Here is a 26,728-nt window from a genome sequence, read left to right on the forward strand (position 1 = left end):
GTGACGACTATTTTGTAATATTGCTCTACCATTAAATAGATATTGATGATAAATTTGTCTATGGGCATCTCACAACTCCATTAGATCTCTTGCATAAGTCATTGCTAGCCATTGATACTCCGTTAACGAAGGTCAATAAAACGGTACTTTTGCAAGAGGTCTATTGTATTCTTGGTCGAAAACAATAGATTAGTGAGGTGCTCTTCTTTTTTCAATCACTTTCGAAGTTGAGAGTGGGGTATTCCTATAATAAATACTATATAAAGTTATATAGCTTTGTATAGTACAGGGTTTATTTTAGACATTTAGGTGTCCAGAGCTTTCTTTGTTTTTTTCCATACATTACCTATCCTCCCTATCAAGCTACTGCCTTATCCCTTGATATCTAGTGTTGGTAGACGGCTTTTGCTATAATAGTTACTCTATTACATTACTTGTTTTCGTTTGTCCTCACTTTTAGTGATATGACAAGCGACAGCTTATTGTACCGATATTGGTTCATTACTCTTGAATAACCAATAAAATCCACAATATATAGCTTCTAAAGTAGTGTGTAACTCTCATCACATATCAGAATGATTGGATATAATTGACGTGGTCTTACGGTTATATGATTGATGGTTGCAATCATCACTGCCAACGGACCCAATAATAGGCGAATAGATTATGGTAGCGATTACTTTACCCGATGGTAGCGTGAAAAACTTCGAAGGTAATACAACAGTCATGGAAGTGGCGCAAAGTATTGGGACAGGGCTCGCTAAAGCGACAGTTGCTGGACGTGTCAATGGTCATTTAGTAGACGCTCATGACCCAATCGTTGCTGACGCCAATGTTGAAATCGTGACACCAAAAGACGATGACGGTGTCGATATCATTCGTCACTCATGTGCGCATTTGCTTGGTCATGCGGTGAAACAGCTTTATCCCGATGTCAAAATGGTCATTGGTCCTGTTATTGATGATGGTTTTTATTACGATATCTTTAGTGAAACGCCATTCACGCCTGAGCACATGGAAGCGATTGAAAAACGCATGATGGAGCTGATCAAGCAAGATTATGACGTTATCAAAAAGATGACGCCACGTGCTGAAGCAATTGAGATATTTGAATCACGCAATGAAGATTATAAGCTGAAGCTTATTAATGATATGCCAGGTGAAGAAGCTTTTGGTCTGTATCATCATCAAGAATACGTTGATATGTGCCGTGGCCCGCATGTGCCCAATACGCGCTTTTTGAAAGTATTTAAACTGACCAAAATGTCAGGTGCTTATTGGCGCGGCGATGCCAAGAATGAGCAATTACAGCGTATTTATGGTACTGCTTGGGCTGATAAAAAACAACTAAAAGCCTATATCCAGCGTATTGAAGAAGCAGAAAAACGTGACCATCGTAAAATTGGCAAAGCGCTGAACCTATTTCATATGCAAGAGCAAGCGCCAGGTATGGTGTTCTGGCATGCGAATGGCTGGACAATTTATCAAGTACTTGAGCAATATATGCGTAAAGTACAATACGACAATGGCTACGAAGAGATCAAAACGCCACAAATCGTTGACCGTAGCTTGTGGGAGCGCTCAGGACATTGGGGCAACTACGCAACTAATATGTTCACGACCTCTAGTGAAAACCGTGATTATGCGGTAAAGCCGATGAACTGCCCTTGCCACGTGCAAGTGTTCAATCAAGGCCTAAAGTCTTACCGTGACTTGCCACTACGTATGGCTGAATTTGGTTCTTGTCATCGTAATGAGCCATCAGGTTCACTGCATGGTTTGATGCGCGTACGTGGTTTTACGCAAGATGATGCGCATATCTTTTGCACGCAAGCACAGATTCAACAAGAAGTAGCAGAATTTATCAAGCTAACACTTGCTGTCTATGAAGATTTTGGTTTCGACAACATTATTATGAAGCTCTCTACTCGCCCTGAAAAACGTGTTGGTAGTGATGAGTCTTGGGACTTTGCAGAAAAGGCATTGGCAGATGCGCTTGATAGCTCAGGGTTAGACTGGGATTACCTACCTGGCGAAGGCGCTTTCTATGGTCCAAAGATTGAGTTTAGTCTAAAAGACTCGTTAGGTCGTATTTGGCAGTGCGGTACCATTCAGGTAGATCCCAATATGCCTGAGCGCCTCGATGCTGAATTCGTCAATGAGCAGAACGATCGCGAAGTACCTATTATGTTACACCGTGCCATCTTAGGGTCATTTGAGCGTTTCATTGGTATTTTGATCGAAAACTATGCCGGTTGGATGCCAGTATGGCTAGCACCGCAACAAGTTGTGGTCATGAACATCACTGATAAGCAAGCTGATGCCTGTGAAAACGTGGTTAGTGAGCTTAAAAACGCAGGTATTCGTGCGGTTAGCGACTTGCGTAACGAAAAGATTGGATTTAAGATACGAGAGAAAACATTAGAACGTATTCCCTATATGCTAGTATTAGGGGATAAAGAAGTGGAATCGGGCAGTGTCAACGTCCGAACGCGCGAAGGTGAAAACCTTGGCGTGATGAGTGTTTCTGAATTTATTACATTAGTACAGACCGCTGTCAGTAAAAAAGGCCGACAGACCCCAAAAACAGATGAGGAGTAATACCTATTAAACAGTCCAACCGTTTGAACATCAACGAAGATATCAACGTCAAAGAAGTCCGTCTCGTCAAAGAAGATGGCGAGCAAATGGGTGTGGTTGATATCGCAACCGCGATGAAAGCGGCACGTGATGAAAACCTAGATTTGGTTGAATTAGTTCCTGAAGCTAAGCCGCCAGTATGTAAGATCATGGATTATAAGCACTTCCTTTATGATCAGAAGCAAAAGGCTAAAGAAGCTAAGAAAAACCAAAAGCAGACTCAGCTCAAAGAGATGAAGCTACGTCCTAGTACCGAAGAGGCCGATTATCAGGTGAAACTGAGAAAAATTATCAGCTTTTTGGAAGATCAAGACAAAGTTAAAATTAGCATCCGTTTCCGCGGACGTGAAATGGCGCACCAAGATATTGGTCGCAAACAACTTGATCGTATCATTGAAGATACTGCTGATATCTCAAACGTCGAACAGTACCCTAAGATGGAAGGTCGTCAAATGGGTATGCTGCTTGGACCTACTAAGAAAAAGTAGTCTTTTATGAGATTGCTTTAAGTAGTGGCTGTTAGTCAATATAGTTATTTATAACTCTAACCATCAATATGCTACGGGATATTGATGGTTTTTTATTATCTGCCTTAACATCTGTCTTTTTAGAGGTATCTGGCCAGTTATAATTGGCTGACGCTATTTTACAAAACCCACCTTCTCAACCATTTGATTACGCGGTAGTCTAAAGATCTGTTTTGTATTTGCTTCTTCGCGTTTTTAAAAAATTCTAGTTAGTGTATAACAATAATCTATATCACGACCAATAGAGTCGTTTATAAAAACACTGCTTTTATCTGACATCAAGGGAACTTTCATGCAAGAATTAACGCCACCAGAAAATGCCGCCACTCCCAGTATCTCACTAACAGCGCCAGAGCCTGTCAGAGAAGTACAAAAAAGTGAAGCAGATCAAATGATTAAGCTAGATGAAAGTCAAATTCCGGAGCTGGATGCCAAAGTAGACGCCTTTGTCGATCACGTCATTACTAACTCCGTGCACAGTCCAGAATTTCAGCAAAACGTCCAATCCATTCATAATCTGGGCACCCAAGAGATTCGTGAATCCGCTCAAGTCTCTAATCGCATGCTTGAGCTACCGGCCAAAAGCCTTAATGACAGCTTGTTTGACAACTCCCCTATTGCCAAATCTTTAACCGAATTACGCGGGATCGTCGAAGATTTAGACCCAAGCAAAAAAGAGCTGACCAGCTCTCGCAAACTCTTTGGTTTGATTCCATTTGGCAATAAAGTTCAAGACTATTTCCGTCAGTATGAGTCAGCGCAATCGCATATCAATGCAGTAGTAACCAGTTTATATAATGGTAAAGATGAATTGCTCAAAGACAATGCAATGATTGAGCAAGAAAAAGTCAATATGTGGGAGCTGATGCAGTCTATACGCCAGTATATCTATGTTGGCAAAAAGATAGATGAACAACTAGAGCAAAAAGTCTACGCCATAGAAGCGACTGATCCTGAAAAAGCGCGTATTATCAAAGAAGAGATGCTGTTTTATGTGCGTCAAAAAAACACTGACTTTTTAACTCAGTTGGCCGTCAATGTGCAAGGTTATCTAGCACTCGATACCATCCGTAAAAACAATCTAGAGCTGATTAAAGGGGTTGATCGAGCAACGACGACCACTGTTTCAGCACTACGTACGGCGGTGGTAGTTGCTCAAGCCATGACCAATCAAAAATTGGTACTTGATCAGATCACTGCGTTAAACAAGACCACCAGTAGTTTGATTGAGTCAACCTCTGCCATGCTCAAACGTCAGTCAGGTGAAATCCATGAGCAAGCAACCAATAGTAGCATTGAGCTTGATAAACTGCAAAACGCCTTCAATAATGTCTATGACACCATGGATATGATCAGTAATTATAAAATTGAAGCATTAGAGAATATGAAACAAACGGTCAATACTTTGACCACTGAAGTCGATAAAGCACAGAAATACTTGGATAAATCAAATCAAACGACGGTGCTAGAAGTATCAAAAGAGCTAGACAGTAAAAAAATCACCGATAAATCAAGCAGTGTTGATATCGATATTTGATTGATCCCAATAGCGTTCATTTAAAAATGCAACGCTTTCTGCTATTGAAGGCACATAAGGCAATTGACGCAAGATATTGCGCTGCCGTTCGTGTTAAGATAGTCACTATTAATAATTTAAAAAATAGATACGGTAATTTATGAGTTGGAATGATCCAAACGCCTCAAGTGAGGCACAAAAATACGACAACCCAATCCCTAGTCGTGAGTTGATACTCAGTACGATTGGTGAGCATGGGGAAGTCACTCACAAGCAGCTGGCGCAGATCTTTGAGATTGAAGATCCAGATCAGTTTGATGCTTTGGGCAATCGCCTAAAAGCCATGGCACGCGACGGTCAAGTCAATCGCGAAGGCCGTCCCTATCGCTATCGCACAGTCACTAAGCAAGATATCGTTACAGGCACCGTATCTGCACATCCAAAAGGCTTTGGCTTTGTGGTATTGAGTGATATGCCAGATTTATTTTTGCATGAAAAACAAATGCGCTGGGTATTCAATGGCGATACAGTAGCAGCAGTTGGCACGTCAACAGACAATCGCGGTCGTACTGAAGGTCGTATTGTCGATGTGATTGAGCGCCGCCAGAACAACTTTATCGGTACACTTGCGCGTGATGAAGAGGGCTTTTGTGTTGAGCTTGGTAGTCCAAACAGTCATCAACCAATCACTGTCACTGATGATAATGTCCAAGCCCTCAATATCAAACAAGGCGCGCCTGTCAAAGTCGATATCATCGACTGGCCGAACCAGCATGAATTTGCCACTGGCAAGATCACTGAGGTATTGTCTGATGATAACGATCGAGAGCTGATTATTGAGACCACTTTACTCAACTATGATATCCCATCAGATTTCAGTGAAGCGGCGCTCAAACAAGCTGCTGAATATCAAGAACCAACTGAGAAAGACATAAAAGGTCGCACAGATTTGCGTCATCTGCCACTCGTTACTATCGATGGTGAAGATGCTCGTGACTTTGATGATGCCGTATTTGCTGAGAAGCGCTCAGGCGGCAACTACCGCGTCGTGGTCGCAATTGCGGATGTCAGCTACTATGTCACGCCAAACTCACCACTAGATCAAGATGCTTACGAGCGCGGTACGTCCGTATACTTCCCGCATCGTGTGATTCCGATGCTCCCTGAAGTCCTCTCTAATGGTCTGTGTTCATTGAACCCTAACCTTGATCGTCTATGCATGGTGGCTGATATTAAAATATCACGTGCAGGTAAGGTCACAGGATATGAGTTTTATCCATCAGTGATGCACTCACAAGCGCGTCTCACGTATAACCAAGTGAACGACTATTTTGTCAATCCGACTGATAAAAGACTTCCTAAATCATTAACGGGCAATAAAGACGTCAAAAAATCGATTGATACATTGCATCAGCTTTATGAGTTACTGCTCAAAAAACGTGAAGAGCGTCATGCCATGGAGTTTGAGACGGTTGAAACCTACATCAAATTTAATGAAAAAGGCGGGATTGACGCTATATTACCGCGTACTCGCGGTGACTCTCAGAAGCTGATTGAAGAGTGTATGCTCCTCGCTAATACCTGCGCGGCAAACTTTGCACTCAAACATGAGCTGCCAGTCTTATATCGTAACCACGATAAGCCTGATAATGAAAAATCAATGCGTATTCACGAATATGCAAAAAACTTTGGCCTACCCTTCCCAGAAGAGAATCCAACGCAAGCCGATTATCAGCGTATTATTGAAGCAACCAAAGACCGACCAGATGCGATTAGCATTCATAGCATGTTGCTGCGCTCGATGATGCAGGCAAATTACGCCCCTGACAATATTGGTCACTTCGGCTTGGCTTATGATGAATATAGCCACTTTACCTCGCCGATTCGCCGTTATCCAGATCTAATGCTGCATCGTGCGATCAAAGCGAAAGTAACAAACAGCAAGCAACCTGTCATGGATTTTTCACTTGACGGCGCGGGTACACAGACATCTGATACAGAGCGCCGTGCAGAAAAAGCATCTCGCTTTGTAGAGTCTTGGCTCAAGTGTCATTATATGACGGATCATGTCGGTGAAGAGTTCGAAGGGGTTGTGACGACCGTGACCAACTTCGGCCTATTCGTTACGTTGACTGATCTATACATCGATGGCTTGGTACATATCTCCAATGTGGGCGATGATTTCTTTGTTTATGATGAGCAGCAGCAACAGCTTATTGGTAAAGACAAAGGCACGCTATTTGGGCTGGGTGACTTAGTAAAAGTACGGGTTGCTGGCGTCAACATGGACTTACTGCAAATTGACTTTGACTTAAAAGAAAAACTTCAGTCTAGTGCCATGAACCAGACAAAAAAGCAGCCTGCCAAAAAAGAGCCGTCTAAGAAAGGTCCAGCAAAGAGAAGTAATAACCGTAGAGGATCTAGCAAAAAAAGCTAATCTGAAACTGTAGCACCATAAATAAAAAAGGCTAACGATAACGTTGGCCCTTTTTTATGCTTTGTTATTTATAGTTTTAGGTTAAATATTTTTTTACTGTGCATTACTCATCTGTTCCAAACGATCTTGCTCAGATTGCTGTGCTTGATCGATTTTATTGGTTGCATCATCTAAAATGGCTTTTGGCTGTTCGCCCAGTGGTTTGCTGGCGATATTTGCAGAGCTATTCTTAGAGCTATCTGCATCAGATACAGCTGCTGTAGGCTGTTCAGAAACAGTACTGCTAACGGCAACCTCTCTGTTTTTCTCATGACTATTGCCATTGATGATGTTAAAACCAAGCAATGCTACGATGCCGATTACGGCAAATATGATTACATGCTTCATTTCCATAAAAAATCTCGTCTTTGATTAGCTACCAAATACGAGTTTCATTGCACTTTTTGTGCCTACTTTTAAACCTACTATCTCTTACTATTCTTGCGGACTATTATTATTGAGCAAATCCGTTTCATCTGAGCTTTGAACAATCTCTTGCTCCACCTTTTCCATCAGCTTGTCATCAGGGCGGGCATCGAGGACCTCATCAGCATTACGGCCTTGCAAAATAACTTTGGCTCGCGCCTTCGCTTGCTTTTTATCTTTATCATCAACAGGATTCTCATTATCTTGATGGGTAAAAGTAGGCTCAGGCGTGGTTGAGGTAATCGTCATGTCAGATTTAGCGCTGCTCGTACTGTTCTGCATATGTTCAATGGCTTTCTCTAATTTGTCGTTAAACCGCAAACGATAAATGGGTTCAGGCAAGCTAAAGCCTTCGTTTTCTAGTGCATGTTTGGTCTCTCTGATGGCAATACTACGGGCCTTGGCAAAGTCCGTCTCTGATTGATCTACCCATACCTGAAACTCTAGCACAATATTGGAATCACCCACATTGGTAATCACCGCTATGGCTTTGGGCTCCTCCAACACAAATGCGAGCGTATCGATCGCATCCAGTCCCACTTTGATGGCTGCTAGCGGATCATCATTGGCATCCACTCCCAACTCAAAAGTAAAGCGGCGTTCAGGGTTTTTGGTGTAGTTGAGAATAGTGCCTTTAAACACCTCAGCATTGGGAATACGCAGCTGGTTACCATCTAGCGTCATCAAGATCGTGGCTCGCGAAGTAAGGCGAACCACGATACCTTCTTGACCATTAATGACCACTTGATCACGGGCGCGAAATGGCTGGCGGATACTGAGCATTAGTGAGGCAATATAATTTTCGATGGTATCCTTGACCGCAAAACCAACGGCAATACCGATGACACCTGCGCCGCCAAGCAAAGTACCTAAGATGGTTTCTGCCCCGATGAGGCTCAGTCCCAAGATCAGACCAAAGATGATAAAGATAACTTTGACGGTTTGTGATAATAGCTCAGCAACAAACGGATTTGGCGTTAAGCGCTGCCACATTCTTTTGCGATTGGACAACCAACTACCAAACCATGTGACCAATGCAAATATAACGATGCCGACTAACAGTAAAGGTAACGCCTTCACCAAGTTTTCCAGTTGCGCTTTTAGCCCTTGATAAACTGTCGAGACATTTTCTTGGACATCTAATGTGCGATTGATATTGTCATCAACGGTGACTACATCAGTCAAACGGTTGGTCAGATTGATGGCCTGCTGCGCTTTTTTTTCGTTGGCAGTCTCTCCTGCCAAGGTGACCACGCCTTGGCTCACACTGACAGTAACGGCTTGTAGGCCTTCGATTTCAGAGAAAATACCATTGATACGCTGACGTATGTCATTGTCTTTTTGCGGAGTGGGTGTGGTTTCAATTTGACCGTTATTGGTGCTCTCGCCGCTGATGACGGGGGGCTGGGCAGGTGTCGGTGATGAGGTGGCGGGGTCTGATACTTCCTCGTCTGGCGCAGGATCACTATCAGGTGTTGCCTCTTCTGCACTCTCCATGCCGAGCGCGGTTGCAATACCAGAGAGTTCTTCACCAGCTGCGTAGGCGGGCCATGTACAAAAGATGCTGAGCAGCAACAGCATTTGACCCCACGCATTTATAAAGCGGCGTATAGATAGATGGTCAAAATAAGTGGTCATAAGCATCCTTTGCTTGTTTGCAGATTGTGTATTACTCAGCGTTGAGTAATAACTCGCTGTCTGAGCTTAGAGCTTAGCGATCTAGATAACGTTGGGCTTCGCTCAGATCCAATGTGCCTTCATAGATGGCACGACCAGTGATGATACCTTCGATACAATCACCATAAAGCTTTAATAGCTCGATGTCTTTCATATCAGTAACACCACCTGAAGCAATCACTGGCAACCCACCTTCACGAGCCAAATTGACCGTTTGTGGCACGTTGACACCTTGCATCATGCCATCACGAGCAATATCAGTATACACAATGGAAGAGACGCCCACATCAGCAAAACGTTTGGCAAGCTCAGTAGCCTTGGTATCGGTAACATTGGCCCAGCCATGAGTGGCGACCATACCGTCTTTGGCATCGATACCAACAATGATGTGTCCTGCAAATTCACGGCAAGCTTCTGCCACAAAATCCGGCTCTTCAACCGCTTTTGTACCGATGATAATATAAGTTAGACCTGCAGTGATGTACTGCTCGATGGTATTTAGATTGCGCACACCGCCGCCCAACTGAATAGGCAAATTAGGATAGGCTTTGGTAATATCATTGACCACTTGTCTGTGTACTGGTACGCCATCAAAAGCCCCATTCAAGTCGACCAAATGCAGACGGCGTGCGCCCTCATCTACCCAACGTGCCGCCATGGCAACGGGATTATCAGAGAATACCGTATCATCTTCCATACGGCCTTGTTTTAAACGTACGCACTTACCATCTTTTAAATCAATAGCCGGGATAATGACAGGCACAGCACACATATAGCATTCCTTATAAAGCATAATATTGGCAATAAATTTAGACAATTACATTGTTGAGAATAAAACGAAATCGAAGCATCAGACCACGATAGAAAACACCACGCAAACGCGGCATAGCGTACAGACAGCGTCACCAATCAGGCAAAATAGAGTGAAAGTCTATTCAAACAAAGATGGAATACAACCAAAACCAAATAGTTATGGCCGTCAGTTGTAGTACGTAGAATCGGCACCAACATTCGTTAAATTCTATTACTGACTGGCAATTTTAGGTCAATTTAGCGTATAATCCTAGGTATATTTTTATTTGTTTCTATGTGATAGTAACCATGCGTTACGCTTTTTGTTGAGACGGTATTGCTTAATCGCACTTCATAATGCCTCAGAGACAATGAGCAATGGCTCAATATATCCGTATGATATTAACTGATATATTGCCAAAAAGGGTTATAATAGAAATCTAATCTGGTAGTCTGTATACCACCGATTCTGCAGTATAAAGCCCCATTGGATGCCGTTTAAAACCCTATTACTAGCTAACAATATAAAACAGTTATGACTAGAGTTTGGCAGCTCACAAAAATGATGTGATGCTTGCTTATCTAGGTTGTCTTTTAGCCAGTTTATCATCTACTTCAATAGATCGTTTTTAGTCACACCTCTAAAAAATTGCGTATTTTTGAATGATGCTGATTGGATAAAAGTGGCCCATCATACTGGTATTACAAGTTTTTAATTTCAATGAAACGTATGATAAGGCTGTTATTTTCAAAGTAATCTCTGTTGGCAATGTGCTTTTGGCGATTGATTTTGATTCAATAGTTTTAGCATACACCTTGGTAGCCAGTCGCCACTTTGGTAATTCGAATAAGACATTAACGTGTTGTTAAGGAGTCTAAGGTCAGCGTTAATACTCTTAATAGTAGTTATGATCATGTATTATCTTCAGAGAGCTTTCATCCTTATTTCAGTATAGAAATAGATGATTGAAGGCTTTATTGAGTGAGATAAATGTTCAAGCTACCGATGTACCAAACAGGATGTCTGGTATCGTTTTAGACTATGGACTAAGTTTTCGCTTATGATTACCATCAAAAAAGGTTTGGATTTGCCCATCACCGGTGAACCCTCCCGCGAGATATCTGAGCACCAACCGACACATGTAGCACTTATTGGCTATGATTACGTGGGCATGAAGCCTACGATGAATGTTAAAGAAGGTGACATTGTAGCCAAAGGTCAGCCCGTTTTTGAAGACAAAAAGCGTGTTGGCGTCATCTATACTGCCCCTGCTGCTGGTAAGATCGTCGCTGTTAAACGTGGCGAACGTCGAGTGTTTGAGAGTCTTGTGATTGAGGTCGACCCGAATGGTGAAGAAGTAGACTTTGAGCGCTATGACTCACAGCAGCTTGCTGACCTAGACTCTGAAGTCGTTGAAACCCAACTGATTGCCTCTGGCGAATGGACTGCGTTTCGCACACGTCCCTATAGCCGTGCGCCCGAAATCGGCGCTCGTCCACATGCTATCTTTGTGACAGCAATGGACACCAATCCACTCGCCCTTGATCCAATGCTGGTAATCAATGAGCAGCTACAAGCGTTCAATGATGGCCTAGCAGTACTCTCAACACTCACGCCCAAGACCTTTGTCTGCCACCATGGTGATGCCCAGTTGACGCCAGTTGCAAACACTGCAACGAACAATGTCACTGAGTATCATGCTTTTGCGGGTAAACATCCAGCAGGTCTTGCAGGTACGCACATTCATTTCTTGCACCCTATCAGCCGCGGCGTGACCGTATGGACGATTGGTTATCAAGATGTGATTGCGATTGGTAAGCTGTTCACAACTGGACATCTATATACACGTCGTATGCTAAGCTTGGCTGGCCCTGCGGTTACCAATCCGCATCTGATTGCAACCGAGCGTGGTGCTGATATTACGGCATTAACCAAAGGTCAGCTAGCGGCAGGCGAGAACCGTATCATCTCAGGTTCAGTATTGTCTGGTCGCAGAGTATTTGACAATATCGCTTATCTTGGTCGCTTCCACAACCAGATCAGTGCACTGCCTGAAGGTCGTGAGCGTCCTGCGTTTCACTTCTTTAGCCCCGGTAAAAACCGCTTCTCAAAGCTGCCTATCTACATCTCGCAGTTCTTTGGTGGCAAAAAGTACAATTTCACCACAACAAGTAATGGCTCACCACGAGCAATGGTACCGATTGGTGTCTATGAAGAAGTCATGCCTCAAGATTATCTACCCACTCAATTGTTACGTGCTTTGATTGTCGAAGACATCATCAGTGCCACTGATTTGGGTGCACTTGAGTTGGATGAAGAAGACTTGGCACTATGCACCTTTGTATCTCCTGGCAAATATGAGTTCGGTGATATTTTGCGTGATAACTTAACGCGCATTGAGCTGGAGGGCTAACCACGATGAAATTTTTACACAATATGTTCGATCGTATGGAGCCATCCTTTACCAAAGGCGGCAAACACGAAAAGTATTATGCTATTTTTGAGATGTTTGATACGTTTCTTCGTCAGCCAGGCACCACAACGTACGCTTCATCACACGTTCGTGACGGTATCGACTTAAAGCGTATTATGATTACGGTATGGCTATGTACTTTCCCAGCAATGTTTTGGGGTATGTACAACATCGGTCATCAAGCACTAACCGCTATCGCTCAGCTCGGTCTGCAACCTGAAGGCTGGCGCACGGTCATCACTAGTATGGCAGGATACAACCCAGACAGTATCTGGGCAAGCTTTGTTTATGGGGCCATGCAGTTTTTGCCGATTTATATCGTGACGTTTGCCGTCGGTATTCTCTGTGAGATTATCTTTGCGGTCGTCCGCGGACACGAAGTTAACGAAGGTTTCTTTGTGACGTCAGTCCTGTTTGCACTATGTTTACCACCTGATATTCCTTTATGGCAAGTTGCCCTCGGTATTATCTTTGGTGTGGTGGTCGCAAAAGAAGTGTTCGGTGGTACTGGTAAAAACTTCTTGAACCCTGCCCTATCAGGCCGTGCGTTCTTATACTTTGCCTATCCAGCCTATATGTCTGGCGACTCAGTATGGACAGCTGTAGATGGGTTCTCAGGTGCGACCCCGCTTGGGCTTGCCGCGCTTGGTGTGGTTCCTCAAGACTTTGTTGATGTCTATGGCAATGCCATCACGTGGAGTGATGCATTCTTAGGCAACATGCAAGGCAGTATCGGTGAAGTATCAACCCTAGCTATCTTGATGGGTGCTGCCGTATTGTTATGGACGCGTATCGCTTCTTGGCGCATCATGGCAGGCTGTGTGGTTGGTTTGATTGCCACTTCACTGGTGTTCAACCTGATTGGCTCTGATGACAATATGATGATGAGCTTGCCATTCTACTGGCACTTGGTTATCGGTGGTTTTGCGTTCGGTGCAGTATTCATGGCAACCGATCCCGTTTCTGCTGCCCACACCAATAAGGGCCGCTGGGCTTATGGTATCTTGATCGGTTTTATGACCGTTCTGATTCGTGTTATTAACCCAGCTTTCCCAGAAGGCATCATGCTGGCTATCTTGTTTGCCAACTTATTTGCTCCACTGTTTGATTATTTTGTGACCCAAGCAAATATCAAACGCCAAACTGCTCGGAGGGTTCGTTATGTCCAAGCCCAAAAGTAATAATGCCAAAACCATCAGTGTGGCTTTGACGCTGTGCTTGGTGTGTTCAGTATTGGTCTCAGCTGTCGCTGTTGGCCTAAAACCTGCACAAATCGAAAATGCACGCTTGGATCGCAATAAAAACATCTTGGTCGCCGCTGACATGTACAATGCTGAGTCTGATACAGCAGATGATGTCGCCGAACGTTTTAAAGACTTTGATGTCAAAATCATTGATCTAAACAAAGGTAACTACCTTGATGACGATGAGTTAAAAACGGCGGGTATTCCTGACCGTAATGCTTATGACGCCAGTCAAGCGACCAAAAACCAAGCCTTAAGCGAAGACTTGGGCGACAATGATCCTGCTGGTATTGGCCGTAAACCAAAATACGCCAAAGTCTATGTCAAAGAAGATGACGCAGGCAAACCTGAACTGGTGGTATTGCCTATTCAAGGCTACGGGCTATGGGGTACGATTTATGGTTTCTTAACGCTTGAAAGTGACATGAATACCATCAAAGGTATCAGTTTTTATGAGCATAAAGAGACGCCAGGTCTTGGCGCTCGTATTGAAGAGCCAGAGTGGCGCGCACAGTGGAATGGCATCCATTCTTATGATGACAATGGCGACGTTGCTACTGGTGTGACCAAAGCGGGTAATCCAAAAGACAATTGGGTCGATGGTATCAGCGGCGCAACACTAACAAGTCGCGGCGTCAGCAACATGATTCAGTTCTGGTTAAGCGATCAAGGCTATAAGCCTTATCTAGATATGCTACGTAAAGAGAGCCGTCAGACCCTTGATGATGCAGATACGCAAGCAAATCAGTCAATGTCGGCCGCTCAACCTAACACCGAATTGGCAGCCGCGCTACCAATAGCTAATGGCAAGGAGGCATAAAATGGCTGACACTAAAAGTATTTTAACCACGCCTATCTTTGATAATAACCCCATTGCCCTACAGATTCTTGGTATCTGTTCGGCACTGGCAGTCACAACGAGTATGGCCAATGCCATGGTCATGTGTGTGGCACTCACCTTGGTGACGGCATTTTCAAGCTTCTTTATCTCTATTATTCGTAAGCAGATTCCATCGAGCATTCGTATCATCGTACAGATGACCATTATTGCTTCATTGGTTATCTTGGTAGATCAGGTCCTAAAAGCCGTCGCTTATGATGTGAGTAAAGGTCTGTCGGTATTTGTTGGCTTGATCATTACCAACTGTATCGTCATGGGCCGTGCTGAAGCATTTGCCATGAGTAACCCACCAATCCCAAGCTTCTTAGATGGTATCGGTAACGGTCTTGGCTACTCGGCAGTATTGTTGTTTGTTGCGACTGTTCGTGAGCTATTGGGTGCTGGCACATGGTTTGGTATCACCATCCTACAACCCGTCACTGATGGCGGCTGGTACATACCAAACGGTTTATTACTGTTACCCCCATCGGCATTTTTTATCATTGGTTTATTCATTGCCATCGTCCGTATCTGGAAGCCAGAGCAAGTTGAAGAAGCTGAGTTTGTAATGAAGCCGCAGTCTAAAGGCATGGCACATGGAGGCGGTCACTAATGGGACATTATGTTAGCTTATTTATAACCTCAGTCTTTATTGAGAACATGGCACTGGCCTATTTCTTAGGCATGTGTACTTTTTTGGCCGTATCCAAAAAAGTCTCGACAGCGATTGGTCTAGGGGTTGCTGTGATTGTCGTGATGGCCATCACCGTTCCGCTAAACAATTTACTTTTCCAGTTCATTCTAAAAGATGGTGCATTGGCTTGGGCAGGCTTTCCTGATATCAACTTGAGCTTCTTAGGATTGCTTAGTTACATCGGTTTGATTGCAGCCACCGTACAGATTCTAGAGATGTTCTTGGACAAGTTTGTACCAAGTTTATACAACGCGCTTGGGGTATTCTTACCACTAATCACCGTAAACTGTGCCATCTTGGGTGGTGTACTATTTATGGTCGAGCGTGATTATAACTTTGGTGAATCTGTCGTCTATGGTGTGGGCGCAGGCTTCGGTTGGGCACTTGCTATTACTGCATTGGCAGGTATTCGTGAAAAGCTCAAATACTCAGACATTCCAGCGCCATTGCGCGGTCTTGGTATTACCTTTCTCACGGTTGGTCTTATGTCGCTCGGCTTTATGTCGTTCGGTGGTATGTCCATCTAAACTACTAAGCTCAAAGCTTCTATTAGCTATTTGATCTATTCAATTCATTTATTCGGTAAGGGTTCGGACACAGCATAAAAAATGTCTTCGCACCCCTACTCCATAGATTAAGGATACCTACCATGGATTACGCTACGGCGATTGGTGGCGTTGCTATGTTTACCTTGATCATCATGGGCCTCGTCGCTATTATTTTGGCGGCGCGCTCAAGACTGGTCAGTTCAGGCGATGTCACTATCCATATTAATGATAATCCCGATAATGACGTGGTGACACCAGCAGGCGGTAAACTACTGCAAACGCTAGCGGGCGAAGGCATCTTTTTGTCTTCAGCGTGTGGTGGCGGTGGTACCTGTGCGCAGTGTCGTTGCCGCGTTATTGAAGGTGGCGGTTCTATTTTGCCCACCGAAGAAGGCTATTTTACTCAAGGCGAGATTCGCAATCACATGCGCTTGGCTTGTCAGGTAGCTGTTAAGCAAGACATGAAAATTGAGATTGATCCTGAGTTCTTTGATGTACAAAAATGGGAATGTGAGGTTATCTCAAACGATAACGTTGCGACTTTCATTAAAGAGCTGGTACTAAAAATTCCAGAAGGCGAAGAAGTAAACTTCCGCGCTGGTGGTTATGTACAGCTTGAAGCGCCACCGCATGAAGTGCATTATAAAGACTTTGTGATTGATGAAGAATATAGAGAAGACTGGGAAAAATTCGGTATCTTCAAATACGTCTCAAAAGTTGATGAGCCCGTTATCCGTGCTTACTCAATGGCTAACTACCCTGAAGAAAAAGGCCTCATCAAATTCAACATCCGTATCGCAAGTCCACCGCCACGTGGTCCTGACGGCATTCCACCGGGCAAAATGTCTTCATGGGTGTTTAGTCTGGTGCCTGGCGACAAAGTGACGGTTTCAGGTCCTTATGGTGAATTCTTTGCCAAGAAGACTGAAGCTGAAATGATCTTTGTCGGTGGTGGTGCTGGTATGGCCCCCATGCGCTCGCATATCTTTGATCAGCTCAAGCGCTTGAAAACAGATCGTAAGATCAGTTTCTGGTATGGAGCTCGTTCGATCCGTGAAATGTTCTATGTTGAAGATTACGATCAGCTAGAAGAAGAGTTCGACAATTTTGAATGGCATGTGGCTCTGTCTGACCCATTACCAGAAGATAACTGGGAAGGTCCAACAGGCTTTATCCATAACGTGTTGCTCGAAAACTATCTGAAAGATCATCCAAACCCAGAAGACTGTGAATACTACATGTGTGGGCCACCGATGATGAACGCTGCTGTGATCGATATGCTACACAGCTTGGGCGTAGAAGACGAAAACATCATGCTTGATGATTTCGGTGGTTAAATAACCCCGCCAGATAAACTTAAAAGTGTATGTAAAAAGAGTCTCAATTGAGGCTCTTTTTTTTGTTTGTTTAGTAGCGGTTTTGAGTTTTTAGGCTACAAATCTCACTGGTAGAGCCGCTTTATTATCCTATATTATGAACGCTCTAAATATTAAGAAAGGATGCTTATGAAAACCAAATATAAAGATCTAACCATTTGGATCACGGGTGCTTCTAGTGGTATTGGAGAAGCATTATCGATTGCCTTTGCCAAGCGCGGTGCTAAGATCGTACTGAGTGGACGCGATAAGAAAAAGCTCGATGTCGTCAAAAAAAGCTGCAAGCACTCCAAAAAACATATCGTCGTTCCTTTTGATATTAGTGATGCCGCTCAAGCAAAAGCCGCCTATGACAATGCCAAAGCTCAGGCTGGAAACATTGATTGGCTCATCAATAACGCCGGTATTAGCCAGCGCTCACTCATCATGGAAACTGACGAAGACGTCGAGCGTCAGATTATGGAGGTAGATTACTTTGCTCAGACGCGACTAACCAGACTGATACTGCCTGATATGATCGCACAAGGTGGCGGCAAAATCGTCATGGTATCGAGTGTGGCAGGATTACTAGGAACACAATATCGCGGCGCCTATGGCGCAGCCAAAGCCGCATTGCATATGTGGGCAAACAGTTTACGAGCAGAGTTGCATGACGAAGGTATAGAGGTTGCGACGATATTCCCAGGATTTATTCAGACCAACATCTCTATCAATGCCTTGACAGGTGATGGCAGCGCTCAGGGCACCATGGATGAAGCAACCAATAACGGTCTCACGGCAACTGAGTTTGCAAAGCAAGTGGTGAGGGCACTCTCAAAAGGTGAAGAATATATCGTGGTCGCTGGCAGTAAAGAAAAGCTGGCAACACGGGTCAATCGTGTCTCACCGCCCAAGCTTTATAAGCTCATACGTGAGTCGCAAGTAAAATAGCTTATTATGTAGTAGCTAGTCTGCAGTAGTTTGCCATGCAGTAGATTGTCACCAAACATTGCTATCATTGGTATTTGTAGGGTTAAGGGGTGTAAAATAGGCCTGACTTATTTTATACCCCAACTCATTTCTGCGTTATACCGAAGATCCTATGAAAAATACCCGATACTGCTCCGCCTCCTCAAAACCCATAAATGCTTCTTTGCTTGGCATTGCGGGTCTCGCTAGTATGGTGAGTCTCAGCGCCTGCCAGCAAACACCAGACTATAATTATCTGACTGGTGAGACCATGGGAACCAGTTACCATATCAGTTATCAGTTGCCTGAAGATGTGGATGAGGCAGCCATACAGGCATCGATTGATGAGCGCCTAAAGCAAATCAATGACAGCATGTCGACCTATCAAAGTGACTCAACCATAACCAAATTCAATCAGCTGGGCAAAGGCACACCGATTGCCATTGACGCTGATTTTAGTCGGGTACTGGATGTCTCAAAGATTGTCTATGAGCAGTCTGGCGGCGCATTCGATCCTACGGTGATGCCGCTTGTCGAGACCTGGGGCTTTGGTAGCACCATGACAGTCGAGCGTCTACAAAGTCCGCCTACAGCGCTCGAGATTGCCCAAGCAAAAGCACTGGTAGACTTTGAGAGCATTATCAAAAAAGACCAAACGGTGTCTAAAACCAAAGATGGCGTTGAGCTTGATTTTTCTGCGGTGGCCAAAGGGTATGGGGTTGATGTCATCGCCGATGTGCTGAGAGAGGATTATCAAATTCGTAATTATATGGTTGAGATTGGGGGAGAGATTTCGACATCTGGCGTCAATAGCCAGCAGCAACCATGGCAAATTGCGATTGATGCCCCTATCGAGGGCAGCACTGTTAGCGAGCGCCAAACAATCTCTGCCATCCGTCAGCCAAAAAACACAGCGACCCAGATGCACCTTGCCACCTCAGGCAACTATCGCAACTCTGTCATCTTCGATGGCAAGCGCTATAGCCATACCATTGATCCGATCACTGGCAAACCCATCGCAGGCGGTGCGCCCTCCGTCACTGTCGCGGCCGATTCTGTTGCATTGGCGGATGCGTGGGCAACCGCTCTGACCGCCATGCCTTATCATAAAGCACTAGCGGTCGCTAAAGCCCAAAACTTGGCTGCTATGTTTGTGGTGTTGGCTGATGATATCAAAACAGACCGTTCTGATGATAAAGGTGCTGGCGATAGCATCTCCGGTGACGATATTGACGATTGGCAAGTGGTTCAAACACCTGCAATGAAAGCCCTACGTACCGATAAAAAGCCCTCATAAGACACTGGCACTGACACAATAGGATACGTTAACACACAGCGAGTAAGCGCAAAATTTGCTATACTATTAGTTAGTTGCTATTGACAATACACCGTTATCATCAAGAGCCACTGCCCCACTTTTGACAATGAGGTTTCCTCTATGCTTAGCCAACTGCTTCCCATGCTTGCCATTACCTTTACTGTATTTGTCCTGTTTTTCGTGTTTATGGGTATCGGTTATATGGTCAAAAAAAAGCCGCTTAAAGGCTCCTGTGGCGGTGTTGCCAAATTAATGGGCGATGAGCAATGCTCGTTCTGTGGTAATGATCCCAATAAGTGCGACTCCTTAATCGCAGAACAACAAGAAAACGCACTAAAGGCTGCTCAATTAGGCAAATCAGTCTAAAAGCGCGACGAGTTACCATACGTGGGTAGTATTTACCTAACACATGTTCGTATAATAGCGTCAAGTCATTCAAAGTGACTTGGCGTTATTTTCATGTCGCCATCTCTTATTATTCCTATGCCATCTCTTATTATTCCTATTTAGACACGCTCTAGATACTTTCTATTTGAAAAATTGGCTAGCAAACGTATCTGTCTTGTTTTCTAAAAATTTTTGGTTCTAATTGACGTTATCGATTGCCGTTTAGGTACGTGTCTGAGTAAATGCTCTCTGGTGTTGTTTTACAAGCGACGATTCTTCGGCGCTGTTTTATAACGTGTCCTTTTTCATTGTTATCGTTGTATTGCTATGTCTACCTCCTCCAATCTGCCATCCTCTCGTTTCACCTTTTGGTTAGTATTATGCGCCATGATTCTGCTGGCAACCAACATGCGCGCTCCCATTGTTGCCCTTGGCGCTATCGCGCCAGTGGTGCAAAAAGCGCTTAATATCTCAGAGCTTGAGATTGGTTGGTTGGGCGCGGTGCCGATGCTGGGTTTCGCTCTTGGGGCGCTGATCTCGCCAGCTATTGGCAAGCGTTTTGGACTTGAGAATACCTTGATTACCATGATTGCGTTATTGAGCATCGGTATGATGATTCGTACCGTCATCCCAACGTGGACTGGGTTTTTGATGGGGACGTTGTTACTTACTCTAGCCATTGGCTTTGCCAATACACTCGCCGCACCCGTCATCAAGCAGCGCACTCCGCAGCACATTCCATTGATAACTGGGGTGTTTAGCCTCACGATGACAGTGACTGCAGGGATAGTCTCAGGTATTGTCCTCCCTTTATCTGAGCAAGTAGGTTGGCAGTGGGCGCTGGGTGGATGGACGATTTTAGGTATTTTTGCCTTGTTTATTTGGCTGTTTTTGCGTGTGCGTTTGGGCTCATCCAACCATCAACCCGTCCTCTCAACCGACTCAGACGCCTCTGATATCTCCATGTGGCGTACGGCATTTGCTTGGCAAATTGCTATTTTTATGGGGCTACAGTCTTTATTGTTTTATACCGTTGCCAGTTTTTTGCCCTCTATTTTGGTCAGCAAAGGATTATCGGCGGTGAGCGCTGGACAAATGGGTTCTGTGTTTCAGTTCATGGCACCCATCTCTATCTTGAGCCTGACGTGGCTGATCAATCGCGGTCGTCCTATTCAGGCGCTCGCTGTCTGTGCCGCTGTGCTTAACGTCATTGGCGTATTGGGTATCAGCTATCTGTCCACTGAGTTGGCGTGGCTATGGTCAGCCATGATGGGAATTGGTTGTTCAGCGATTTTTACCTTGAGTATGATGCTATTCTCATTGCGGACGTATACCACCAATCAATCAAGCGAGCTGTCTGGTATGGCACAAGCGGTGGGTTATTTAATTGCGTTTTTTGGCCCACTCGGTACAGGCTGGCTCCATGAAGCGACTGATAGCTGGAGTCTGCCGCTTTTTATGATGCTGGTACTGATGATTGCAAACGTTGTGATTGCTTGGCTCGTCAGTCGTCCAGTGATGGTCGATGGTAAATACATTTGACTTCCATAAGCTTTTGATTTCTAAAGCGCAATAAAGCTGTCTTGAAATTAACCTTAGGGCAATATTGGTCCCTGTCTTATTTTGCTATAGTCAGTGCAAGATGATTTAAATCTTGAGCTGACTCTACATCAGCTTGATTGCTTATAGGACATAACACCCATGCTAAATACCCCTTCTCGGCTCGCTCAGTGCCTGCCTGCTATTGCCATGCTCGCTGCTGTCATGGCGATCAGTGGTTGCCAAAAAGAGACTGAGCCGACCACACCGAATCAACCGACTGACACCCAACGCTCAGATACTGAAACGACAGACAACCAAGCCAATACAACGTCCGTAGACGCCAATGCTGATGCACCCACCGATATGCAAGTCAACGACGCCCCAATCACTATTTTGGCCCTAGGTGATTCATTGACAGAGGGTCTTGGGGTGGATAAAGATGATAACTATCCAGCTCAGCTAGAAGATCGTCTGCAAGCAATGGGTTATAAGAATACTGAGGTGGTCAACTCTGGACTGAGCGGTGAAACCAGTACGGGACTCGTCAATCGCTTAGATTGGGTATTACAAACCAAACCTGATGTGACGATTTTGACCATTGGTGCTAACGATGCTATACGCGGTATCGACGTGGCGACGATTGAAGCCAATATCCGTACGGCTGTTAAACGTTTACAAGACAATGGTAGTGTCGTCATCTTGGGCGGGATGTCGATCTATGATAACTTGGGCGATGACTACGTTGCCGCGTTCTCAGATATCTATCCTCGCGTCGCTAAAGACATGAGTGTTCCTCTGATACCATTCTTTTTGGAGGGTGTCGGCGGTGACGCTGAGCTCAACCAAGCAGATGCTATTCACCCAACCAAAGAAGGCTACACCATCATCGTCAATGACAATATCTTACCTATCTTAGAGCCCACGCTACAAGAAGTCACAGCAGCCGAAACCTCTCAGGCCGACACAACCAAAAATACGACAAACGAGTCCACTTAACGAGACACTGTAATGACATCACCTTCGACTGCCACATCAATACCGCCAGTAGATACTGAAAAATCTGCCCTACTTACCGCCTCTCAGTTAAACAAAACTGTGCAAGTCGGTGAGCAAAAATTGTCTATCATTAAGGACGTCGATATATACGTCAATGCTGGCGAGTTTGTGGTCATCATGGGCAAATCAGGCTCGGGCAAATCCACCTTGCTGGGCTTACTCGCAGCACTAGATTATCCTGATAGTGGTACGGTATCGCTGGCAGATCAAACGCTCAGCAGTCTTGATGAAGACTCACTTGCGGTTATTCGACAGCGTGATATGGGTTTTGTCTTTCAGTCATTTCATCTACTGCCGACCCTAACTGTCGCTGAAAATATCGCCTTTCTTCTTGATATTGCCAGACGTCCAAACCCATCACGCGTCAACAAGCTGATCGATGCGGTCGACCTAGGTCATCGCCGTCACAGCTTACCCAATCAGTTATCAGGTGGTGAGCAGCAGCGTACAGCGGTGGCACGAGCGCTAGTATCGCATCCTAAAATTGTCTTTGCCGATGAGCCGACAGGGAACCTCGATGAGCAAAATGCCGATCAAGTCATGCAATTGTTATTGGACTTACGCCAGCAGGTTGGCTCGGCACTGGTGGTCGTGACGCATGACTCTGCGCTTGCCGAGATGGCAGATCGCGTCATTACCATGCATGACGGACGGATTGTACCGACATGAATGAAAAGCTGACAGACAACACATCGACTGATATAAAAAAGACTGATACCAGCATGCTCAATCAACTGTTTACCAAAACCCTAGGCTCGCAAGCACTCAGCCGTAGTTGGTGGCAGCGCTGGGTGTATCCAGTGTTGTTTCTACTCACATTGACCTTGTCACTTGCAACCTACCTGACCCTCGACTCTGTGCAGCAGTCTGTCGATCGCTATATCAATGACAATCAGCGTGCGCTCGTTGGTGGCGACTTGATTTTAAACAGTAAGCAAGACTGGCCAAGCGAGGTATTGGCGCAAGTAGAAACCATCCCCGATACGCAGACCGTATATGATTATCAGTTTAGCGCCATGCTTGTCACTGATGAGCAAACTTTGCTTGCCAGCGTCAAAGCCGTCACACCGTCTTACCCTTTGTATGGTACCGCTGAGCTTGCCTCAGGAAAGCCGCTGTGGGAGCAACTAACCGCTGACAATATCGTCGTCGCCCCAGAAGTGCTCAGTAGCCTAAATGCTAGTGTCGGCGACCGTATCGATATTGGCGATGCGCAGTTTACGATCAGTGATGTGCTGACCAAAGAGCCTGATCGACCTTTAACCGCCTTTGGTTTTGGTGGGCGGGTCTTGATGAAACAAGATGCGTTAGAGGCGACCAATCTACTTGGTCAGCGCAGCCGCATCAATTACCGTATCGAGATGGCAGGTGATCCTGAGCTGATAAACACGCAGCGCAAAAAGCTCACAGGCATACTGACCAGCTATCCTGATATCGAGCTCTCTGATGCTGATTCGGCGGACACTTCGGTCTCGCGTATCTCTGATAATGTATTGATGTTCTTAAAACTGCTGGTCATTGCCGTACTGCTACTCTCTGCGGTCGCCATGTACGGCGTCATTAGCGCGTTCGTCAGCAAGCAGCAGTCCAATAATGCCATTCGTTTGGCGCTCGGCGAGCCGCTTGGTTCACTCAAACGTAGCTATTATCAACTGCTTATCATCACGACTGCCATTGCTTGTGTTGCAGCAGTTGTCCTTAGTCTGGGTTTGCTTCAAATCGGTCAGCCGTATCTGGTGGCTATCTTGCCTGCTGACGTTGGTCTCGCCATCAATCCAATCAGTGCTATTAAAACCATTGTGATTGCTTTAGCTCTAACGCTACTGATTGCACAGCGCGGTTTAAGCGCACTTAACACCACCAAACCCGCTACCCTACTCAATCAAGGGGCGAGCACGCAGGCGCAAAACTTGCCGTGGTATCGACGCGTGCCATTACTGTGGTACGGGTTAGTGCTAGCAGGGCTGTATGCCTTCTTTGCTTATGAAGTGGGTTCGTTGTCATTAGGCGCGCAGTTATTGGGCGGCTTGATCGGCTTTGTGGCGATATTTTGGCTACTGGCGCGTGGGTGGCTATGGCTGCTTGCTAAGTTGGCGAGCAATGCCAAGGTCAGTTGGATGCAGCGTATCGCCATTCATAATCTGGCGCGCAAGGGCAATCAATCCGCATTATTCTTTGTCACCTTATCGCTGTCGGTCGCAGTGCTGACGCTCATCACCACACTCAATCACAGTATCAATGCGCAGTTTATCAATGCTTATCCTGAAGACGCGCCCAATCTGTTTTTGCTCGATGTGCAGAGCGATCAACATGACGATATTGATGCGATCATTGAGGCGCCTGTCACTTATTATCCCGTCATTCGTGCGCGTGTGGAGACAGCAAACGATGTACCGGCAAAAGATATCGAGCCTGAGGATGGCTTTGATGATCCCACGCGGGTATTTAACTTAAGCTACGCTGATACGGTGATGGATACCGAATACATCGTTGACTCGCTCACAGACGATGCGCTGTATACGCCTATCGATGATGCCGAGCAGCAAGTCAAACCCTTATCTATCTTGGACACTGCCGCTAGTATGCTCAATGTCGGTATGGGCGATCAGGTGCGCTTTAACATTCAAGGGATTGAGATCATCGGGCAGATCACCAGTATCCGAACGCGCTATGAGCGTGGCCCAAGTCCGTATTTTTACTTCTTATTTGAGCCGTCGGTGCTATCCGCTGCCCCGCAGATTCAATTTGCCACTGCGCACGTATCAGAAGATGCGATTCCAGAGCTACAAGGCAAACTGGTACGCCAGTTCCCTGCGGTCACGACCATCGATGGCACGGCTATTGCGAAGCAAATCCAAGAGCTGGTGGTACAAATGAGCCGCTTGGTCTATGTGTTTACTTTGCTTGCCCTACTCACTGGGGTCATGGTGCTGATCAGCTCGCTACTTTCTACTTCACAAGATCGGATGCAAGAGAGCGCGTCCTTCCGACTATTAGGAATGCAAAAGCGCGACTTGTATATGCTTAATATCTTAGAGATTGGCGTACTTGGCGTAAGCGCGGCGACCTTTGCCGTGGTTATCGCCAGCGTTGGCGCATGGGCAGCCATCACGCAGTGGTTTAATCTACAGTTTAGTGTGCCGTGGATGAGCTTGGCTATTGGCGGTGCGGCGTTAGTCGTCTTGCTGTTTGCCATTGCCATTATTTATGTGAGATTGGTGATTGGGCGCGGGATTATGGCACGGGTCAGGGCGATGATTTAGATGTATTGGATTTTGGCTTTGCAAAGAAAAACCTCTTAATTAGGGTTTTTCTATAAACATAACCTTAATTAGGACAAGAAAATGTTACAAGAGAAATTGTTTGAGCGTTATATGAATATTTCCGAAGAGCATAAGGGTTTTTTAGATAAATCTTTATCTTATGAAGGCTTAGCAAAACTACTTTTAGGAAGTGTACCCGATGAATACGAACAAGCACCCAATAAAATACTGATTGTTGGTAGAGAAACTAGAGATTGGTTAGGAAGTTGGAATGACCTCCAATATAACGAATATGGAATCAAGCGATTAATGGCTAAAAGTAAAAGTTTTATAGGAAATCAATTAGAAGAGGAGAAAAAAAATACTCAAGGAAAATCATTCTTTAATTTTGTGCGTGATATTGCAAACAAGAGCGGTAAAAACGGTATCTTATGGGCTAATATCTATGCCTTTGACTACAAGGGTGGGCATATTAATCAAATAAAAGATAAAGAAACGATAAAAGAGATAGAAACTATTTCTAAAAAGATTATTGTCGCTCAAATTGAGGTACTGAATCCTGATATCGTCATATTCGCTACAGGTAATCAGGGCGTTGATGCAAGACGTAGATACTTCCCAAATTCAGAGTTGAGAGAATGTACGGCTATTGAGGGCTATCCCTCAAAGGATTTATGGGCTTTCAAATTACCTGAGTATGAAGCACAATGTTACCGCATACATCACCCTAGCTCATTTCATAGTGAGAAAAAGCACGCAAGAGAAAAATTGATTAACTTATTGCCAAGTCTGTAATTACATTGGAGCGAGTCATCATTCATTAATTTCGTGCTGGTTCTATAGGATATATGACGCTGATATAAGCATAGTTTAATGTGTTCGTCAGCGCTCGGGAGTTTCCCAAACTCTGTGTAACTGCTTATAATCCACTAACAGGAGAATAA

At 44.9% G+C, this 26,728-nt stretch carries 21 protein-coding genes; 18 read left to right on the plus strand and 3 right to left on the minus strand.

Features of this window, described 5'->3' with window-relative positions; genetic code table 11:
* Nucleotides 1–666: 666 nt before the first annotated feature.
* The 4 genes from thrS to rnr all read left to right on the plus strand — a co-directional run bounded on the left by thrS (nucleotide 667) and on the right by rnr (nucleotide 7,120).
* Nucleotides 667–2,601 (plus strand): threonine--tRNA ligase, encoded by a 1,935-nt coding sequence (gene thrS, locus L0G63_RS08540; protein WP_301450262.1) that lies wholly within the window; start codon nucleotides 667–669, stop codon nucleotides 2,599–2,601.
* A 23-nt stretch (nucleotides 2,602–2,624) separates the two neighbouring features.
* Nucleotides 2,625–3,128, plus strand: coding sequence for a translation initiation factor IF-3 (gene infC / locus L0G63_RS08545; RefSeq protein ID WP_058025272.1), 504 nt, complete (start codon nucleotides 2,625–2,627; stop codon nucleotides 3,126–3,128).
* Nucleotides 3,129–3,459: 331 nt separating this feature from the next.
* Nucleotides 3,460–4,704, plus strand: coding sequence for a toxic anion resistance protein (locus L0G63_RS08550; RefSeq protein ID WP_301450263.1), 1,245 nt, complete (start codon nucleotides 3,460–3,462; stop codon nucleotides 4,702–4,704).
* A gap of 139 nt (nucleotides 4,705–4,843) precedes the next feature.
* Entirely contained in the window at nucleotides 4,844–7,120 is a 2,277-nt protein-coding gene (gene rnr, locus L0G63_RS08555; RefSeq protein ID WP_301450264.1) for a ribonuclease R, read from the plus strand.
* A gap of 93 nt (nucleotides 7,121–7,213) precedes the next feature.
* On the opposite strand, the gene L0G63_RS08560 is transcribed toward rnr, so the two are convergent.
* The 3 genes from L0G63_RS08560 to hisA all read right to left on the minus strand — a co-directional run bounded on the left by L0G63_RS08560 (nucleotide 7,214) and on the right by hisA (nucleotide 10,034).
* Entirely contained in the window at nucleotides 7,214–7,513 is a 300-nt protein-coding gene (locus L0G63_RS08560; RefSeq protein ID WP_301450265.1) for a hypothetical protein, read from the minus strand.
* A gap of 81 nt (nucleotides 7,514–7,594) precedes the next feature.
* The gene (locus L0G63_RS08565) at nucleotides 7,595–9,223 is read right to left on the minus strand and encodes a mechanosensitive ion channel domain-containing protein (RefSeq protein WP_301450266.1); all 1,629 of its coding nucleotides are present in this window, start codon (nucleotides 9,221–9,223) and stop codon (nucleotides 7,595–7,597) included.
* Nucleotides 9,224–9,296: 73 nt separating this feature from the next.
* Entirely contained in the window at nucleotides 9,297–10,034 is a 738-nt protein-coding gene (gene hisA, locus L0G63_RS08570; RefSeq protein ID WP_301450267.1) for a 1-(5-phosphoribosyl)-5-[(5-phosphoribosylamino)methylideneamino]imidazole-4-carboxamide isomerase, read from the minus strand.
* Between the two features lie 1,081 nt (nucleotides 10,035–11,115).
* Between hisA and L0G63_RS08575 the strand changes: the two genes are divergently transcribed.
* From L0G63_RS08575 to L0G63_RS08640, 14 genes are all read left to right on the plus strand, one after another.
* A complete protein-coding gene (locus tag L0G63_RS08575; protein WP_301450268.1) occupies nucleotides 11,116–12,468 on the plus strand; it encodes a Na(+)-translocating NADH-quinone reductase subunit A in 1,353 nt (450 codons plus the stop codon).
* A 5-nt stretch (nucleotides 12,469–12,473) separates the two neighbouring features.
* The gene (locus L0G63_RS08580) at nucleotides 12,474–13,709 is read left to right on the plus strand and encodes an NADH:ubiquinone reductase (Na(+)-transporting) subunit B (RefSeq protein ID WP_071002705.1); all 1,236 of its coding nucleotides are present in this window, start codon (nucleotides 12,474–12,476) and stop codon (nucleotides 13,707–13,709) included.
* Nucleotides 13,690–14,592, plus strand: coding sequence for a Na(+)-translocating NADH-quinone reductase subunit C (locus L0G63_RS08585; protein ID WP_301450269.1), 903 nt, complete (start codon nucleotides 13,690–13,692; stop codon nucleotides 14,590–14,592). The genes L0G63_RS08580 and L0G63_RS08585 overlap by 20 nt, the downstream gene beginning before the upstream one ends.
* 1 nt (nucleotide 14,593) lies before the next feature.
* Nucleotides 14,594–15,265 carry an NADH:ubiquinone reductase (Na(+)-transporting) subunit D gene (locus L0G63_RS08590; RefSeq protein ID WP_301450270.1) on the plus strand — a complete coding sequence of 224 codons (672 nt, stop codon included), beginning with the start codon at nucleotides 14,594–14,596 and terminating at the stop codon, nucleotides 15,263–15,265.
* A complete protein-coding gene (gene nqrE / locus L0G63_RS08595) occupies nucleotides 15,265–15,873 on the plus strand; it encodes an NADH:ubiquinone reductase (Na(+)-transporting) subunit E (RefSeq protein ID WP_301450271.1) in 609 nt (202 codons plus the stop codon). The genes L0G63_RS08590 and nqrE overlap by 1 nt, the downstream gene beginning before the upstream one ends.
* A gap of 122 nt (nucleotides 15,874–15,995) precedes the next feature.
* Nucleotides 15,996–17,231, plus strand: a complete 1,236-nt coding sequence (gene nqrF / locus L0G63_RS08600) for an NADH:ubiquinone reductase (Na(+)-transporting) subunit F (RefSeq protein WP_301450272.1) — start codon at nucleotides 15,996–15,998, stop codon at nucleotides 17,229–17,231.
* 168 nt (nucleotides 17,232–17,399) lie between these two features.
* Nucleotides 17,400–18,200: an SDR family NAD(P)-dependent oxidoreductase gene (locus tag L0G63_RS08605; RefSeq protein ID WP_301450273.1), complete on the plus strand. Its 801-nt coding sequence runs from the start codon at nucleotides 17,400–17,402 to the stop codon at nucleotides 18,198–18,200.
* Nucleotides 18,201–18,351: 151 nt separating this feature from the next.
* Nucleotides 18,352–19,515 (plus strand): FAD:protein FMN transferase, encoded by a 1,164-nt coding sequence (locus tag L0G63_RS08610; RefSeq protein WP_301450274.1) that lies wholly within the window; start codon nucleotides 18,352–18,354, stop codon nucleotides 19,513–19,515.
* A 141-nt stretch (nucleotides 19,516–19,656) separates the two neighbouring features.
* Nucleotides 19,657–19,902 (plus strand): (Na+)-NQR maturation NqrM, encoded by a 246-nt coding sequence (gene nqrM, locus L0G63_RS08615; protein WP_301450275.1) that lies wholly within the window; start codon nucleotides 19,657–19,659, stop codon nucleotides 19,900–19,902.
* 348 nt (nucleotides 19,903–20,250) lie between these two features.
* Nucleotides 20,251–21,465, plus strand: coding sequence for a CynX/NimT family MFS transporter (locus L0G63_RS08620; RefSeq protein ID WP_301450276.1), 1,215 nt, complete (start codon nucleotides 20,251–20,253; stop codon nucleotides 21,463–21,465).
* Between the two features lie 159 nt (nucleotides 21,466–21,624).
* Nucleotides 21,625–22,461 (plus strand): arylesterase, encoded by an 837-nt coding sequence (locus L0G63_RS08625; RefSeq protein WP_301450277.1) that lies wholly within the window; start codon nucleotides 21,625–21,627, stop codon nucleotides 22,459–22,461.
* Nucleotides 22,462–22,473: 12 nt separating this feature from the next.
* Nucleotides 22,474–23,190 carry an ABC transporter ATP-binding protein gene (locus tag L0G63_RS08630; protein WP_301450278.1) on the plus strand — a complete coding sequence of 239 codons (717 nt, stop codon included), beginning with the start codon at nucleotides 22,474–22,476 and terminating at the stop codon, nucleotides 23,188–23,190.
* Complete coding sequence (locus L0G63_RS08635; RefSeq protein ID WP_301450279.1) at nucleotides 23,187–25,784, plus strand: ABC transporter permease; 2,598 nt, start codon at nucleotides 23,187–23,189, stop codon at nucleotides 25,782–25,784. The genes L0G63_RS08630 and L0G63_RS08635 overlap by 4 nt, the downstream gene beginning before the upstream one ends.
* 81 nt (nucleotides 25,785–25,865) lie before the next feature.
* Nucleotides 25,866–26,579, plus strand: coding sequence for a hypothetical protein (locus L0G63_RS08640; protein WP_301450280.1), 714 nt, complete (start codon nucleotides 25,866–25,868; stop codon nucleotides 26,577–26,579).
* Nucleotides 26,580–26,728 lie beyond the last annotated feature (149 nt).

Source organism: Psychrobacter sp. (genome assembly GCF_030454045.1).
Taxonomy (GTDB): Bacteria; Pseudomonadota; Gammaproteobacteria; order Pseudomonadales; family Moraxellaceae; genus Psychrobacter.